Annotated in this window: 14 protein-coding genes; 9 read left to right on the top strand and 5 right to left on the bottom strand. The window is 72.2% G+C overall.

Annotation, left to right across the window (positions count from 1 at the left end):
* Positions 1 to 51: 51 nt before the first annotated feature.
* Positions 52 to 531 carry a metallopeptidase family protein gene (locus AB0M76_RS12150; protein ID WP_266666487.1) on the bottom strand — a complete coding sequence of 160 codons (480 nt, stop codon included), beginning with the start codon at positions 529 to 531 and terminating at the stop codon, positions 52 to 54.
* 138 nt (positions 532 to 669) lie between these two features.
* Here AB0M76_RS12150 and AB0M76_RS12145 point away from each other — a divergent pair, with 138 nt between their 5' ends.
* From AB0M76_RS12145 to AB0M76_RS12120, 6 genes are all read left to right on the top strand, one after another.
* Positions 670 to 1,050 (top strand): DUF3499 domain-containing protein, encoded by a 381-nt coding sequence (locus AB0M76_RS12145; RefSeq protein ID WP_266666489.1) that lies wholly within the window; start codon positions 670 to 672, stop codon positions 1,048 to 1,050.
* 76 nt (positions 1,051 to 1,126) lie between these two features.
* Positions 1,127 to 2,497, top strand: coding sequence for a phosphomannomutase/phosphoglucomutase (locus tag AB0M76_RS12140; RefSeq protein WP_365952791.1), 1,371 nt, complete (start codon positions 1,127 to 1,129; stop codon positions 2,495 to 2,497).
* A 99-nt stretch (positions 2,498 to 2,596) separates the two neighbouring features.
* Complete coding sequence (locus AB0M76_RS12135) at positions 2,597 to 2,782, top strand: Trm112 family protein (RefSeq protein ID WP_266666493.1); 186 nt, start codon at positions 2,597 to 2,599, stop codon at positions 2,780 to 2,782.
* A gap of 201 nt (positions 2,783 to 2,983) precedes the next feature.
* Entirely contained in the window at positions 2,984 to 4,117 is a 1,134-nt protein-coding gene (locus tag AB0M76_RS12130; protein ID WP_365952790.1) for an SIS domain-containing protein, read from the top strand.
* 43 nt (positions 4,118 to 4,160) lie between these two features.
* Positions 4,161 to 5,318, top strand: a complete 1,158-nt coding sequence (manA, locus tag AB0M76_RS12125) for a mannose-6-phosphate isomerase, class I (RefSeq protein WP_365952789.1) — start codon at positions 4,161 to 4,163, stop codon at positions 5,316 to 5,318.
* A gap of 93 nt (positions 5,319 to 5,411) precedes the next feature.
* A complete protein-coding gene (locus AB0M76_RS12120; RefSeq protein WP_365952788.1) occupies positions 5,412 to 6,347 on the top strand; it encodes a cation diffusion facilitator family transporter in 936 nt (311 codons plus the stop codon).
* 81 nt (positions 6,348 to 6,428) lie between these two features.
* Here AB0M76_RS12120 and lepB read toward each other — a convergent pair whose 3' ends face one another.
* Together lepB and AB0M76_RS12110 are read right to left on the bottom strand one after the other, a co-directional pair.
* Positions 6,429 to 7,136 (bottom strand): signal peptidase I, encoded by a 708-nt coding sequence (gene lepB / locus AB0M76_RS12115; RefSeq protein WP_365952787.1) that lies wholly within the window; start codon positions 7,134 to 7,136, stop codon positions 6,429 to 6,431.
* A 50-nt stretch (positions 7,137 to 7,186) separates the two neighbouring features.
* Positions 7,187 to 9,280, bottom strand: a complete 2,094-nt coding sequence (locus AB0M76_RS12110) for a fructose-specific PTS transporter subunit EIIC (RefSeq protein WP_365952786.1) — start codon at positions 9,278 to 9,280, stop codon at positions 7,187 to 7,189.
* Positions 9,281 to 9,622: 342 nt separating this feature from the next.
* Here AB0M76_RS12110 and ahcY point away from each other — a divergent pair, with 342 nt between their 5' ends.
* The gene (gene ahcY, locus AB0M76_RS12105) at positions 9,623 to 11,059 is read left to right on the top strand and encodes an adenosylhomocysteinase (RefSeq protein ID WP_365952785.1); all 1,437 of its coding nucleotides are present in this window, start codon (positions 9,623 to 9,625) and stop codon (positions 11,057 to 11,059) included.
* Positions 11,060 to 11,148: 89 nt separating this feature from the next.
* On the top strand, positions 11,149 to 11,769 hold the full coding sequence (locus AB0M76_RS12100) for a hypothetical protein (protein WP_365952784.1): 621 nt from the start codon (positions 11,149 to 11,151) through the stop codon (positions 11,767 to 11,769).
* A 46-nt stretch (positions 11,770 to 11,815) separates the two neighbouring features.
* On the opposite strand, the gene AB0M76_RS12095 is transcribed toward AB0M76_RS12100, so the two are convergent.
* Both AB0M76_RS12095 and AB0M76_RS12090 read right to left on the bottom strand, forming a co-directional pair.
* A complete protein-coding gene (locus tag AB0M76_RS12095; protein ID WP_365952783.1) occupies positions 11,816 to 12,109 on the bottom strand; it encodes a hypothetical protein in 294 nt (97 codons plus the stop codon).
* Complete coding sequence (locus tag AB0M76_RS12090; protein ID WP_365952782.1) at positions 12,106 to 13,107, bottom strand: RDD family protein; 1,002 nt, start codon at positions 13,105 to 13,107, stop codon at positions 12,106 to 12,108. The genes AB0M76_RS12095 and AB0M76_RS12090 overlap by 4 nt, the downstream gene beginning before the upstream one ends.
* Before the next feature lie 111 nt (positions 13,108 to 13,218).
* On the opposite strand from AB0M76_RS12090, the gene AB0M76_RS12085 reads away from it, so the two are divergent.
* Positions 13,219 to 14,226: a stage II sporulation protein M gene (locus AB0M76_RS12085; RefSeq protein WP_365952781.1), complete on the top strand. Its 1,008-nt coding sequence runs from the start codon at positions 13,219 to 13,221 to the stop codon at positions 14,224 to 14,226.
* The last annotated feature ends 367 nt before the right edge of the window (positions 14,227 to 14,593 follow it).

Here is a 14,593-nt window from a genome sequence, read left to right as displayed (position 1 = left end):
CACGACTAGGCCACGACTAGGCCCGGCGATTCGCGCCTGCGGTACGGCCCGTCAGTCCTGGCCGTACCGCGGGTCCACCGTCTCCGGGGACAGCCCCAGCAGCTCGGCCACCTGCTCCACCACGATCTCGTGCACGAGCAGCGCCCGTTCGTCCCGGCTCTTCGTGCGGATCTCCACCGGCCGCCGGAACACCACGACCCGCGCCGGCCGCCCCGTCCCCGCCGCCTCCGACAGCGCCCCGAGCGGCACCGCCTCGTCGTTCCAGCCGGCGTCCGGACCGCCCGGCGGCCCGGGGACGTCCGCGACCACGAACTCCACCTCCGCCAGCTGCGGCCAGCGCCGCTCCAGCCGCTCGACCGAGTCCCGCACGAGGTCCCCGAACAGCTCCGCCCGGCTCGCCGACAGCGGCACCTGCGGCGGGGCCAGCGGCCCGCGCATCCCGCGCCCGTGCCGGTCGCGACGGCGGGGCCGCGGCTCGGCGGGAGGCTCGGCAGGGCGGGGCGGGCCGGGGGGCAGGGGGCTGTCCGTCACCCCCGCAGCGTAGCCCCCGCAACCCCTCCCACCCGGGGGTTTCCGGACCCGCCGCGCCCCGCCGCAGGCACGACACGGGGGAGTGGCCCACGGGAGAGTCGTCGCGGCCCGGTCAAGAGTGCGGTACCGTCCAACGTCGTGAGCCTTGTACGTCGCTGTTCGCGCACTGCGTGCGGCCGCCCTGCCGTCGCGACACTGACGTACGTCTACGCCGATTCGACCGCAGTTCTCGGCCCGCTCGCCACCTACGCGGAACCCCACTGCTACGACCTGTGCGCCGAGCACTCCGAGCGCCTGACCGCCCCGCGCGGCTGGGACGTCGTGCGCCTCACCGACGGCTCGGCGCCGTCCCGCCCGAGCGGCGACGACCTCGAAGCCCTGGCCAACGCCGTCCGCGAAGCGGCCCGCCCCCACGACCGCGCCGCCGAGGCCGGCGGAACCCGGCAGGGCAGCGGCGGCGGCAACACCGGGGAGACCCGCCGAGGACACCTGCGCGTCCTGCGTTCGCCCGACTCCTGACATACACATGGTCTGAAAAGTCGCTCTCCGTGCAGGGTAGGTTTGCCCCACGCACAGCACCTCAGGAGGGCAGGCAGTGGCCGCAGATCTTTCGAACATCGTCAAGGCGTACGACGTACGTGGTGTCGTACCGGACGAGTGGGACGAGTCGCTGGCCGAGCTGTTCGGTGCCGCCTTCGTCGAGGTCACCGGCGCCACGGCGATCGTCGTCGGCCACGACATGCGGCCCTCCTCGCCCGCCCTGTCCGGCGCCTTTGCCCGCGGCGCCGCCGCCCGCGGCGTCGACGTCACCCTGATCGGGCTGTGCTCCACCGACCAGCTGTACTACGCCTCCGGCACGCTGGACCTGCCCGGCGCGATGTTCACGGCCTCGCACAACCCGGCCCGCTACAACGGCATCAAGCTCTGCCGGGCCGGAGCCGCCCCCGTCGGCCAGGACACCGGCCTCTCCGCCATCCGCGAGCTCGTCGAGAAGTGGTCCGACCAGGGCGCCCCGGCCGTCGCCGACGGCACCCTCCCGGGCACGGTCACCGAGCAGGACACCCTCGCCGGGTACGCCGAGCACCTCAAGTCCCTCGTCGACCTCAGCAGCATCCGCCCGCTGAAGGTGGTCGTGGACGCCGGCAACGGGATGGGCGGCCACACCGTCCCGACCGTCTTCGAGGGCCTGCCCCTCGACGTCGTCCCGATGTACTTCGAGCTGGACGGCACCTTCCCGAACCACGAGGCCAACCCCCTCGACCCGAAGAACATCGTCGACCTCCAGGCCCGCGTGAAGGCCGAGGGCGCCGACCTCGGCCTGGCCTTCGACGGCGACGCCGACCGCTGCTTCGTCGTCGACGAGCGTGGCGAGGGCGTCTCCCCGTCCGCCGTCACCGCCCTGGTCGCGGCCCGCGAGCTGGCCCGCAACGGCGGCACCGGCATCGTGATCCACAACCTGATCACCTCCTGGTCCGTCCCGGAGGTCGTCCGCGAGCACGGCGGCACCCCCGTCCGCACCCGCGTCGGCCACTCCTTCATCAAGGAGGAGATGGCCAAGTCCGGCGCCATCTTCGGCGGTGAGCACTCCGCGCACTACTACTTCAAGGACTTCTGGAACGCGGACACCGGCATGCTCGCCGCGCTCCACGTCCTCGCGGCCCTCGGCGGCCAGGACGGCCCGCTCTCCGACCTGGTCGCCTCCTACGACCGCTACGAGGGCTCCGGCGAGATCAACTCCACCGTCGCCGACCAGGCCGGCCGGCTCGCCGCCGTCAAGGACGCGTACGGCACCGCCGAGGGCATCACCCTCGACGAGCTCGACGGCCTGACCGCCAGCTCCGCCGACTGGTGGTTCAACCTGCGCGCCTCCAACACCGAGCCGCTGCTGCGCCTCAACGTCGAAGCCCGCGACCCCGCGACCCTCGTCAAGGTCCGCGACGAGGTCCTCGCCCTCGTCCGCGCCTAGGTCGCCTCTCACAACACCGTGTCACCGCCGGGCCGCGCGACGTGCGGCCCGGCGGTACGCTGACCTCGCCCAATCCGCATGTTCGAAGGGAACCGCCCCATGCCGCTCGAAGCCGGCCTTCTGGAGATCCTCGCCTGCCCCGCCTGCCACTCGCCCCTCGAGGACAAGTCGGCCGACGAAGCGGCTCCCGAGCTGATCTGCACCGGCCGGGACTGCGGCCTCGCCTACCCCGTCCGCGACGGCATCCCGGTGCTCCTCATCGACGAGGCCCGCCGCCCCGCCTGAGCCGCCGCCCGGCACTCGGGGCGTCCAGCCCCAGGCTGCGCGGGCACCGCACAGGCACCACGGGGCGCCCGTCGCAGCGCCGGGCGCCCGAGCAACCGAGTCGCCCGCCCTTCTGCCACCACGGGGCGCCCGTCGCAGCGCCGGGCGCCCGAGCAACCGAGTCGCCCGCCCTTCTGAACCAGCTGTCAGCCGGAGGCCGCAATGCTCGACGAGTCGCTCCTCGACGCACCGGACGAACTCGCCCGCGCCGACCGCCGCGGCCTGCTCCGCGGCGCCGCCGAGGCCGGGGCCAGAGTCCGTACCGCAGCCCGGCACGCGACCGAGGCAGGCCTCGGCGACCTGCGCCCCGACGGCCGGCCCCGCGCCGTCCTCATCGCAGGCCCCGGCACCGCCGCCACCGGCGTCGCCGACCTGCTCGGCGCCCTCGCCGGAGCCTCCGCACCCGTCACCCGCCTGCACCCCACCGGCGTCGCACACGCCGCCGGCGCCCTGCGCTGGGCACTGCCCGGCTGGGCCGGCTCCGTCGACCTGCTGCTCATCGCCACCACCGACGGCACCGAACCCGGGCTCGCCGTCCTCGCCGAGCAGGCCTACCGGCGCGGCTGCACCGTCGTCGCCGTCGCGCCCGAGCGCTCCCCGCTGAGCGAGGCCGTGGACGGCGCGCACGGGCTCCTCGTACCGATGGCCAAGGCCCCGTACCAGGAGTACGACGAATCCGCCGCGGCCGGACCCGGCGCCCTGTGGGCCCTGCTGATCCCGCTGCTGCTGCTCCTCGACAAGGTCGGGCTGATCACCGCCGCCCCGGACACCCTCCAGGGCGTCGCCGACCGGCTCGACCGCACCGCCGAGCGCTGCGGACCGGCCATCGCCACGTACTCCAACCCGGCCAAGACCCTCGCCGCCGAGCTCGCCGACACCCTCCCGCTCATCTGGAGCGAGGGCGCCGGCGCGGGCCCCGCCGGCCGCCGCTTCGCCGCCACGCTCGCCGAACTCGCCGGCCGCCCCGCACTGGCCGCCGACCTCCCCGAGGCGCTGCCCGCCCACGGGGTCCTGCTCGCCGGCTCCTTCGCCGCCGGCGCCGATCCCGGAGACTTCTTCCGTGACCGGGTGGAGGAGCCCCAGGCCCTCCGTGCCCGCATCGTCCTGCTGCGCGACCGGCCCACGGGCGGCCTCACCGCCGCCCCGGCCGCGCGCGAGCTCGCCCTCAGCCACGACACGGCCATCAGCGAGCTCGAACCAGAGGAAGGCAGCGAACTGGAACAGCTCGCCGAACTCCTCGCCGTCACGGATTTCGCCACCGCCTACCTGGCGCTGGCGACCAGGGGACACGGCTGAGCACACCACCGTGCCGGCCCTTCATCCAGGAAGACGGACGAAGATGGACCGCCTGACGAACACGATCCGCCCCTACGCCTGGGGATCGACCACCGCGATCCCCGAGCTCCTCGGCGTGGCACCCACCGGGGAGCCCCAGGCCGAGATGTGGATGGGCGCGCACCCGGGCGCCCCGTCCCGCCTCGACCGCGGCGCCGGCGAGACCACCCTCGCGGACGTCATCGCCGCCGACCCCGAGCGCGAGCTCGGCGCGGCCGCCGTCGCCAGGTTCGGCCCCCGGCTGCCCTTCCTCCTCAAGATCCTCGCGGCCGGGGCCCCGCTCTCCCTCCAGGTCCACCCCGACCTCGCGCAGGCGAAGGAGGGCTACGCCGACGAGGAGCGCCGCGGGATCCACGTCGACGCGGCCTCCCGCAACTACAAGGACCCCAACCACAAGCCCGAGATGATCTGCGCGCTCACGCACTTCGACGGCCTGTGCGGCTTCCGCCCGCCGCTGGAGGCCGCCGACCTGCTCGCGGGCCTCGGCGTCAACTCCCTCGTGCCGTACGTCGACCTCCTCCGGGCCCACCCGGAGGAGGCGGCCCTGCGCGAGATGCTCACCGCCGTACTGACCGCGGACCGCGCCGAGATGGCCCGTACGGTGGCCGAGGCGGGCGCCGCGATCGAACGCCTCGGGGGCCCGTACGCGCCGTACGCCTCGCTCGTGCACCACTTCCCGGGCGACCCGGGCGTGATCGCGGCCATGCTCCTCAACCACGTCCGACTCCAGCCGGGCGAGGCCATGTTCCTCGGCGCGGGCGTCCCGCACGCCTACCTCGACGGCCTCGGCGTGGAGCTGCTGGCCAACTCCGACAACGTGCTGCGCGCCGGACTCACCCCCAAGCACGTGGACGTGCCCGAGCTCCTGAAGATCGTGCGGTTCGAGCCCGGCGACCCGGCCGTGCAGCGCCCGGAGGGCAACGGCGAGGAGGTCTACGAGTGCCCCATCGACGAATTCCGCCTCTCCCGCTTCGCCCTGGCCGCCGGCGCGGCCCCGCACACCCTCCCGGACGACGCCCCGCAGATCCTGCTCTGCACGGCGGGCCGTCCGAAGGCCGGCGAAGTGACGTTGTCCCCCGGAGAGTCGGTCTTCGTCCCGGCAGGCGAAAAGGTCGAACTGTCCGGAATCGGTACGATCTTCCGCGCCACCGTCGCCCTCTGACGTGGCGTCCGGGGCTACTGCTGCAACAATGTGCCGCCGTAGCGCGGCGCCCCGGGCAGGGGCGCCGTACAGAGGAAGGGACTCCGGAAACCCATGAGCGCGTCGGGCGGTACCAGGGCGATCGTGGCGGCACTCGCCGCCAATCTCGCCATCGCTGTAGCCAAGTTCGTGGCCTTCGTCTTCAGCGGCTCGTCGTCGATGCTCGCGGAAAGCGTCCACTCGCTGGCCGACTCCGGGAACCAGGGGCTGCTGCTCCTCGGCGGAAAGAAGGCCCAGCGCGAGGCGACACCGCAACACCCCTTCGGGTACGGGCGCGAACGCTACATCTACGCCTTCCTCGTCTCCATCGTGCTCTTCACCGTCGGCGGCATGTTCGCCATCTACGAGGGCGTCGAGAAGGTCCAGCACCCGCACCCCATCGAGGCCTGGTACTGGCCGATCGGCGTGCTCGTCTTCGCCGTCATCGCCGAGAGCTTCTCCTTCCGTACGGCGATCAAGGAGTCGAACGAGATCCGCGGCACGCTCACGTGGAGTCAGTTCATCAGGCGCGCCAAGGCCCCCGAGCTTCCGGTGGTCCTGCTGGAGGACTTCGGCGCACTCGTCGGTCTGGTCCTCGCCCTCGGCGGCGTCGGCCTCGCGCTCGCGACGGGCGACGGCGTCTGGGACGGCATCGGCACCCTCTGCATCGGCACCCTGCTGCTCGTCATCGCGGTCGTGCTGGCCGCCGAGACCAAGTCACTGCTGCTCGGCGAGGCCGCGGGCACGGAGGACATCGAGAAGATCAAGGCTGCGCTCGTCGACGGCGACGTCGTCACCCGCGTCATCCACATGCGGACCCTCCATCTCGGCCCGGAGGAGCTCCTGGTCGCCGCAAAGATCGCGGTCGAGGGCAACGACACCGCGACGCAGGTGGCGGACGCCATCAACGCCGCCGAGGCCCGGATCCGCGAGGCGGTCCCGATCGCCCGCGTGATCTACCTGGAGCCGGACATCTACCGCGCGGAGTCGGACACCTCCGCCAAGGCCTGACGCGGCCCCTGTACGCAGGAAGGCCCCCGCGGCGCATCTGCGCCGCTGGGGCCTTCCTGCGTATGGACGGGCGAGCAGGCGCTACCAGTGGACCGCGCCCACCTGCTGCACCTGCGGCACCCGGCGTGCCCGCTTGCGCGCCACGAGGGCCGCGATGCCCAGCCCGCCGCCGACGAGGAACAGGACGGTCCCCAGGAGGCTCGCCACGCCGGCCGCCCGGAAGCTCACGGGCGCCGCGACGGCCTTGCCCCGGACCGCGGAGACCGGCAGGGTCCCGTTGTGGTCGGAGAGCTGCACGTGCGAGTCGTTCGAATTGCCGCGGTTGTCGCCCATCACGAACATCCGCCCCTCGGGCACGGTCACATCGAAGGGGCGCGTCGCCGGCGTGCCCCGGTCCTTCAGGTACGGCTCGTCGAGCGGCACGCCGTTGAGCCTCAGCGTGGGCTCACCCGTCCTGTACGAGATCCGGTCGCCGCCGAGGGCCACCACCCGCTTCAGGATGTCCCCCGACGGAACCCAGGCCGGAGCCGAGATCAGGGCGATGTCGCCGCGCCGGATGCCGTTCGCCGCGTTCCCGCCGCTCCCGCCGCTCCCGTCGACGACCGTGAAGTAGGCCCTGTCCCCGGGCCGGTACGTCGGGACCATCGACTCGCTCGGGACGGAGCGGGTCACGTACCCGTCCCTAACGAAGACGGCGGTCACCACCGTCACCCCGACGGCCGTCACCGCGCCGAGCACCAGCAGCGCCACTGCCCAGATCCCGAGTCTGCGCCCCGGCTTGCGCTCCATGTGCGTGTCCCCTCGCCGAACTGCTGTACGTGCGCAGGAGATCGTAAGGGCTACCGGATCTCGCGGAGCACGTCCAGAATCGCCGGGCCGTCCGGGGCGGACTGCAGCCGGTCCCGGAAGTCCGAGTCCATGAGCTTGCGGGACAGCAGCGCCAGGATCCGCAGGTGCTCGTCGCCGGCGGCGGCCTCCGGCACCGAGATCATGAAGACCAGCCGGGCCTTCGTCCCGTCGAGCGAGCCCCACTCGATGCCCGCGTCGGACCGGGCGAAGCCCACCGTGGGCCGCGCCACCGCGTCCGTCTTGGCGTGCGGGATCGCGATGGACTCGCCGAGACCCGTCGTGCCCTGCGCCTCCCGGGCGAGGGCGACCCGCACGAGCTCGTCCACGTCCCGGACGTTGCCGGTCGCGGCCAGCATCTCGGCCATCTCGCGGATGGCCGCCTCCTTCGTGCCGGACGCCAGCGCCGTCTTTACGGTCTGCCCGGTCACGTACCCGGAGAGCACCTCGGGCGCAGCCGCAGCCGCATCCGCAGCCGCTGTCGATCCGCCGGCCGGAACGGCAGCGGCTGCGGTAGCCGTCGCGGTCCCTGTGCCCGTACCCCTACCCGCGCCGACCCCGGCGAGCACCGGCTCGGGGGCCGGGGGCGGCACAGCGGCCGCCACGGCGGCGGCCTCGCCCCGGCGTTCCTTGAGGCCGATGAGCGCGTTGGTGGTCAGGGCGGTGACCACGGTGCCGGCCACGACCGCGACGAGGAACCAGCCCACGCCGCTGACCGCACCCAGCGCCGCCACGACCGGACCGCCGTGCGGCACGTGGTCGCCCACGCCCGCCACACCGGCGATCGCACCGGCCACCGCACCACCGAGCATGTTCGCCGGGATGACGATCGCCGGCCGCGCCGCCGCGAACGGGATCGCGCCCTCCGAGATGCCGAACATCCCCATGAACAGCGCCGCCATACCGGTCTCGCGCTCCTGGTCGGAGTACAGCTTGCGGCGCAGCACCGTAGCCAGGCCCTGGCCCAGCGGCATGACCGGAATGGCCGCCGCGCACATGCCCATGACCGCGTAGTTCCCGGAGGCGATGAGCCCCGTACCGAAGAGGAACGCCGTCTTGTTGACCGGGCCGCCCATGTCGAAGGCGATCATCAGGCCGAGGATCGCGCCGAGCAGGACCGCGCTGGTCCCGGCCATGTCCGACAGCCGGCTCGTCAGGTTTTCGAACACCCAGGAGATCGGCTTGCCGATGACGTAGACGAAGAACAGGCCCAGCGTCGTCGTCGCGACGATCGGGATCACGATGATCGGCATGATCGGCCGGACGGCCTTGGGGACCTTGACCTTCTTGATCCACCGGACGAGATGGCCGGCCAGGAAGCCCGTCACGATGGCGCCGATGAAGCCCGCGCCCGCCTTCGAGTCGTACAGCGCCCCGGTGTTCGCGATGAAACCACCGATCATGCCGGGCACGAGCGCCGGCCGGTCGCCGATGGCGTACGCGATGTAGCCGGACAGGATCGGGATCATCAGCTGGAAGCCGATGCCGCCGATGGCGTTCACGTGGGCCCAGAAGGTGCCCTCGGGGATCACGTACCCCTCGGACGTGGCGTGCCCGCCCAGCGCGAGCGAGACGGCGATCAGCAGACCGCCGACCACCACGAACGGAATCACGTAACTGACGCCGTTCATCAGGGCCTTGTACGCGAGGCTGCGCTCCTTGCCGCCGCCCCCGCCCGCCGCGGGGGCCGCCGTACCCTCCTGCACCGGCGCGCTCTGCACGCGCTCGATCAGCTCCTCGGGCCGGCGGATGCCGTCGGCGACGCCGGTGGACAGCACCCGCTTGCCGGCGAACCGCTCGCGGTCGACCTCCTTGTCCGCGGCGATGATGATCCCGTCCGCCTCTCTGACATCGTTGTCAGAGAGCACGTTCTCGGCCCCGATGGAGCCCTGCGTCTCCACCTTCATGTCGACGCCGAGGCGCGCGGCGGCCTGCCGGAGCTTCTCCGCGGCCATGTACGTGTGCGCGATCCCGGTGGGGCACGCGGTGACGGCGAGCAGCTTCGGGCGCTTGCGCCCGCCTGCGGTCCCGTCACCGGGAGAGTCGGCCGGAGCGGTCACTGAAATCTCCTTCACGTCCACGCGCATACGAGTGATCCTCCGGCATCGTCCAACAGGCTGGGGGCGGTTCAAAAGACCGAAGACCTGAATATCGCCCGCCGACGGCCCCTGTTTGCGCGGCCGTTCGTCCGGCCGTCGATACGGCCGCCCAAGCAGCGACTTCTTCCCCTGCCCACTGGGGCGCGCTCCGCCGATCGGTGTAGATTCGTCATCAGTGTCAGGCGTCGCTGCTGATGGCGGTCGGGCGGTCCTCGCGACCGGCCGAGGGGAGAGAGGGCCCCCGACGGACTGAGTGCTCCGTGCACCGTCCCCACAGGCGATGCGCGGCTCAGCCGTACCCACCCTCTCGAACCATGAGGAGCAGCACCCATGGACTTCAAGGTCGCAGACCTTTCCCTTGCCGCCTTCGGCCGCAAGGAGATCACCCTGGCCGAGCACGAGATGCCCGGCCTGATGTCGATCCGCCGCGAGTACGCCGAGGCCCAGCCGCTGGCCGGCGCCCGCATCACCGGCTCCCTGCACATGACCGTGCAGACGGCCGTCCTGATCGAGACCCTGGTCGCCCTCGGCGCCGACGTCCGCTGGGCCTCCTGCAACATCTTCTCCACCCAGGACCACGCGGCCGCCGCCATCGCCGTCGGCCCGAACGGCACCCCGGAGAACCCGCAGGGCGTCCCCGTCTACGCCTGGAAGGGCGAGACGCTGGAGGAGTACTGGTGGTGCACGGAGCAGGCGCTGACCTGGCCGAACACCCCCACCGGCGGCCCGAACATGATCCTCGACGACGGTGGTGACGCCACCCTCCTCGTGCACAAGGGCGTCGAGTTCGAGAAGGTCGGCTCCGCCCCGGACCCGTCCACGGCGGACTCCGAGGAGTACGGCTACATCCTCACCCTGCTGAACCGCACCCTCGGCGAGACCCCGCAGAAGTGGACGCAGCTCGCGTCCGAGATCCGCGGTGTCACCGAGGAGACCACCACCGGTGTCCACCGCCTGTACGAGATGATGGCCGAGGGCGCGCTGCTGTTCCCGGCGATCAACGTCAACGACGCCGTGACGAAGTCGAAGTTCGACAACAAGTACGGCTGCCGCCACTCCCTCATCGACGGCATCAACCGCGCCACCGACGTCCTCATCGGCGGCAAGGTCGCGGTCGTCTTCGGCTACGGCGACGTCGGCAAGGGCTGCGCCGAGTCCCTTCGCGGCCAGGGCGCGCGCGTCATCGTCACCGAGATCGACCCGATCTGCGCGCTGCAGGCGGCGATGGACGGATTCCAGGTCGCGACGCTGGACGACGTCGTCGAGACGGCGGACATCTTCATCACGACCACGGGCAACAAGGACATCATCATGGCCTCGGACATGGCCAAGATGAAGCACCAGGCGATCGTGGGCAACATCGGCCACTTCGACAACGAGATCGACATGGCCGGCCTGGCCAAGATCGAGGGCATCGTCAAGGACGAGGTCAAGCCGCAGGTTCACACCTGGAAGTTCCCCGACGGCAAGGTCCTGATCGTGCTCTCCGAGGGCCGTCTGCTGAACCTGGGCAACGCGACCGGCCACCCGTCGTTCGTGATGTCGAACTCGTTCGCGGACCAGACCCTGGCCCAGATCGAGCTCTTCACCAAGCCGCAGGAGTACCCGACCGACGTCTACGTGCTGCCCAAGCACCTCGACGAGAAGGTCGCCCGCCTCCACCTCGACGCCCTCGGCGTCAAGCTCACGACGCTCCGCCCGGAGCAGGCCGACTACATCGGCGTCAAGATCGAGGGCCCGTACAAGCCGGACCACTACCGCTACTGATCCCCACGCGGCGGTAGCGACAGCACGTCACGCAGGCCCCCGGCGGAGATGCCGGGGGCCTGCCCCGTACTCAGGCAAGGACCGACACGATGCCCCGCGGCCGCTACTCGCTCCACGACCCGCACGACCACACCCCCCTCGGCGAGGAGCACTTCCACTGCGCCCCCGGCCCCTCCGGCTGGCGCTACGTCTCCCAGCTCACCGGCCCGGACGGCGACCACCGCGGCTCGGTCGACCTGGCGGTCGACGAACTCGGCCGCCCCATCCGCCTCGAGGTGAACGCCTCCAGCTGGCAGGTCCGCGGCGCCGCCATCGACGGAGTCACCTGGGTGCGCTCGGACCCCACCGGCACCGAGGCCACCGAGGGCAACGTCCCCGCCGCGGGTTTCACCGGCACCTCGCCGGCCTTCCTCGTCGCGACGGCCCGCCTCCTGCGCCTGACCCCCGGCGCACCCGCCACCCGGGTCCGGCTCGTCGCACTCACCGACCCGGTGCTGGCCCCCCGTACGGTCGACCAGGCCTGGGCGCTGCTGGGGCGCGCCGAGCACGCGACGGACAGCGGGCCGCTCGTGGTGGACGAGTACCGGGTGACGGCTCTGGACACCGGCGAGGTCCACACGATCCACCTGGCCGGGGACGTGGTCCTCGCGGCCCCGGGCATCGAGCTCGAACACCTGGAGACCCCGCCCTCGGCCTTCCCCGAGGACTGAAGCGGCCCGGCACTCCCCGGCCCGGCTCCGTGGCCCTGGCCCCGCGTCAGTGCTCCTCGTCCGGGTGGCTCCACTCGACCGCGCACGTCGCCGAAGGCGCGGCCTCCTTCGCGTACCAGGCGAGGGACTCCTCGAACTCCGGGCACCACAGGTGGGCGCGGCTGACGGAGACCGGGAAGCCGGTCCCGCCGGTGACGACGTGCCCGCCGCCCTCCGGCACGATGCCGATGCTCACCTGGCCCCCGATGCTCTCGTCCCGCATCAGCTCCCGGAGCTCCTCGACGCCCGGCCGCGCCGGGGCCTCGTCCTCGATGCCCGTGACGCGGCACTGGGCGATCACGCCGGGGGCGCGAACCCGGTCGCGGGCCGCGGCGGCACGGGAGCCGCCGGAGCGGGCGCCACCACCGGGGCGGCGGGCACTGCGGGTGCTCCGCCCGGGACCGGGGCCGGCTGACCCGCGTGCGGTACGGCCTGCGGTACGGCCTGGGGTGCGGACGCCCCGGGAGCCGGGTGCCCCCACGCGGGGGGCATCCCCGGAGGCATCCCGGGCAGGCCCGCCACCGCCCCGGGCACCCCGGGCGCACCGGGACCGGTGCCGAAGGCGCGGGCCGCGTCCCGGGTCTGCCGCTCGTGCACCACCGCCATCAGGAACGCTGCAGCCGGCACCCCCACCGGCGGCGGCGTCCCCGTACGCGCCACCAGATCGTCGGCGAGCTTCGCCGCCATCGCAGCGCCCACCTGCGGGTCCAGCTGGTTCATCCGCGTCAGGTACTGCCGTATCGCCAGCCACAGCCCGTCCGGCACGGCCGACAGATCCAGTCCGGAGAACCGCCCGGCCAGCCACGGCGGCGGCGGAGGCATGGGCATCACCGGCGCCCCCGCCACCCGCTCCCGGACAACCAGCGCCCCCGCGAACACGTCCCCGAGCCGCCGTCCCCGCGCCGACACCAGCGACGCGATACAGGCCACGGCCCCGAAGGTCCCCAGCAGTTCCACGACCCCCATCGCCCCGCGCACCAGCGCATGCCGGAAGCGGATCGGCCCGCCGTCGTCGCGCACCACCCGCAGCCCGCAGGCGAGCTTGCCGAGCGAGCGCCCGTGGGACAGCGTCTCCACCGCGATCGGTACGCCGACCAGCACCAGGACGAAGCTCGCCACCGACACCGCGGCCTGCGCTGCCACGTCCAGCGAGGCGGTCGCGAAGGTCAGCCCGATCGAGATGATCAGGTACCCGGTGAGGTACAAGAGCAGGTCGAGGAAGATCGCCAGCGCCCGGCTCGGCAGCCTCGCCGGCCGCAAACCCAGGACGACCGCGTCCCCCGTCACCAGATCGCTCACCCTGCACACCTTTCCCGTGACCGGACCCGCCCCTAGGTCGTCCAGTCTGCCAAGCTGACCACGGTAGGAGTGTGCAGAAGCAGGGTCCTGGGGCAGGGGAGCGGTAACCGGATGGATCTCGACGTCTTCGTGACGGCCCACCGGGCGGAATGGGACCGCCTCGAACAGCTGCTGGGCCGCGGCCGCCGACTGACGGGCGCCGAGGCGGACGAGCTGGTCGCGCTCTACCAGCGGGCCTCCACGCACCTCTCCCTGATCCAGTCCAGCGCCCCCGACCCCAGGCTCACGGGCCGGCTGACCCAGCTCGTCGCCCGCGCCCGTGCCACGGTGACCGGCGCCCGCCGCGGTGGCTGGCGCGATGCGGCCCGCTTCTTCACCGTCGGCTTCCCGGCCGCGGTCTACCGCAGCCGCCACTGGTGGATACCGACGGCCCTGGTCTCCGTCGCGATCGCGGTGCTCATGGGCTGGTGGATAGCCACCCACCCGGAGGTCCAGAGCGCCATCGCGGCCCCGGACGACCTGAAGGCGCTCACGAAGCCGGGTGGCGGGTACGAGACGTACTACTCGAGCAACCCGGCGGGTTCGTTCGCCGCGCAGGTCTGGACGAACAACGCGCAGGCGGCCGCGATGTGCCTGGTCCTGGGCGCGTTCCTGGGGATTCCGGTGCTCTGGATCCTCTTCCTGAACATGCTCAACCTCGGAACCGGCATCGGCCTGATGGCCTCGGCCGACCGCTTGGACGTGTTCCTCGGCCTGATCCTGCCGCACGGCCTGCTCGAACTGACCGCGGTCTTCGTCGCCGCGGGCACGGGCCTCCGCCTCGGCTGGACGGTCATCGACCCGGGCCCCCGCACCCGCCGCGTCGCCCTCGCCGAGCAGGGCCGCGCCGCGCTGGGGATGGCGATAGGCCTGGCGGTGGTCCTGTTCATATCGGGACTGATCGAGGGCTTCGTAACCCCCTCCGGCCTCCCGACCTGGGCCCGCATCGCGATCGGCGTCGTCGCCGAGGCGGCGTTCGTGGCGTACGTCTACGTCCTGGGCGGCCGGGCGTCGCGAGCCGGCGAGGCGGGCGACGTGGAGGCCGCCGACCAGACGGCCACGCTGCCGACCGCGGCCTGATGTGCGTACGACCCCGCTGAGCTGCTAGTCTCCTCGTCGTCCCGCAGCGACTGTTGACACAGGCGCCGTGGGGAGGTAGATTTAGACGGTTGCCTCGAACTGGACAAGTTCGGCATCGATCGTCTAATGTCTCTCTCGCCCCCAAGGAATTGAATTCCGCTGGGGCACAGTCGACTCCTCATCCAGGAATTCGAAGCCGGGAAATCCGGTGGAAGACTTCTGATAGAGTCGGCATCGCCGGAAAGGGAAACGCGAAAGCGAAGACCTGGAAAGCGAACCCCGCTTCGACCGGGAATCGGACACGAAAGAGTCTGATAGAGTCGGAAACGAAGAACGAAGCCCGGAGGAAAGCCCCAGTAAGTGTTAC

Origin of the sequence: Streptomyces sp. NPDC051364 (assembly GCF_040682115.1) — a bacterium.
Taxonomy (GTDB): Bacteria; Actinomycetota; Actinomycetes; order Streptomycetales; family Streptomycetaceae; genus Streptomyces.
This window is presented reverse-complemented; position numbering and strand designations above follow the sequence as displayed.

What these genes read in the sequence shown, in the direction of transcription:
- AB0M76_RS12135 (WP_266666493.1), top strand. Translation starts at nt 2,597, where the DNA reads ATGCCGCTCGAAGCCGGCCTTCTGGAGATCCTCGCCTGCCCCGCCTGC.
- AB0M76_RS12130 (WP_365952790.1), top strand. Translation starts at nt 2,984, where the DNA reads ATGCTCGACGAGTCGCTCCTCGACGCACCGGACGAACTCGCCCGCGCC.
- manA (WP_365952789.1), top strand. Translation starts at nt 4,161, where the DNA reads ATGGACCGCCTGACGAACACGATCCGCCCCTACGCCTGGGGATCGACC.
- AB0M76_RS12120 (WP_365952788.1), top strand. Translation starts at nt 5,412, where the DNA reads ATGAGCGCGTCGGGCGGTACCAGGGCGATCGTGGCGGCACTCGCCGCC.
- lepB (WP_365952787.1), bottom strand. Translation starts at nt 7,136, where the DNA reads ATGGAGCGCAAGCCGGGGCGCAGACTCGGGATCTGGGCAGTGGCGCTG.
- AB0M76_RS12110 (WP_365952786.1), bottom strand. Translation starts at nt 9,280, where the DNA reads ATGCGCGTGGACGTGAAGGAGATTTCAGTGACCGCTCCGGCCGACTCT.
- ahcY (WP_365952785.1), top strand. Translation starts at nt 9,623, where the DNA reads ATGGACTTCAAGGTCGCAGACCTTTCCCTTGCCGCCTTCGGCCGCAAG.
- AB0M76_RS12100 (WP_365952784.1), top strand. Translation starts at nt 11,149, where the DNA reads ATGCCCCGCGGCCGCTACTCGCTCCACGACCCGCACGACCACACCCCC.
- AB0M76_RS12085 (WP_365952781.1), top strand. Translation starts at nt 13,219, where the DNA reads ATGGATCTCGACGTCTTCGTGACGGCCCACCGGGCGGAATGGGACCGC.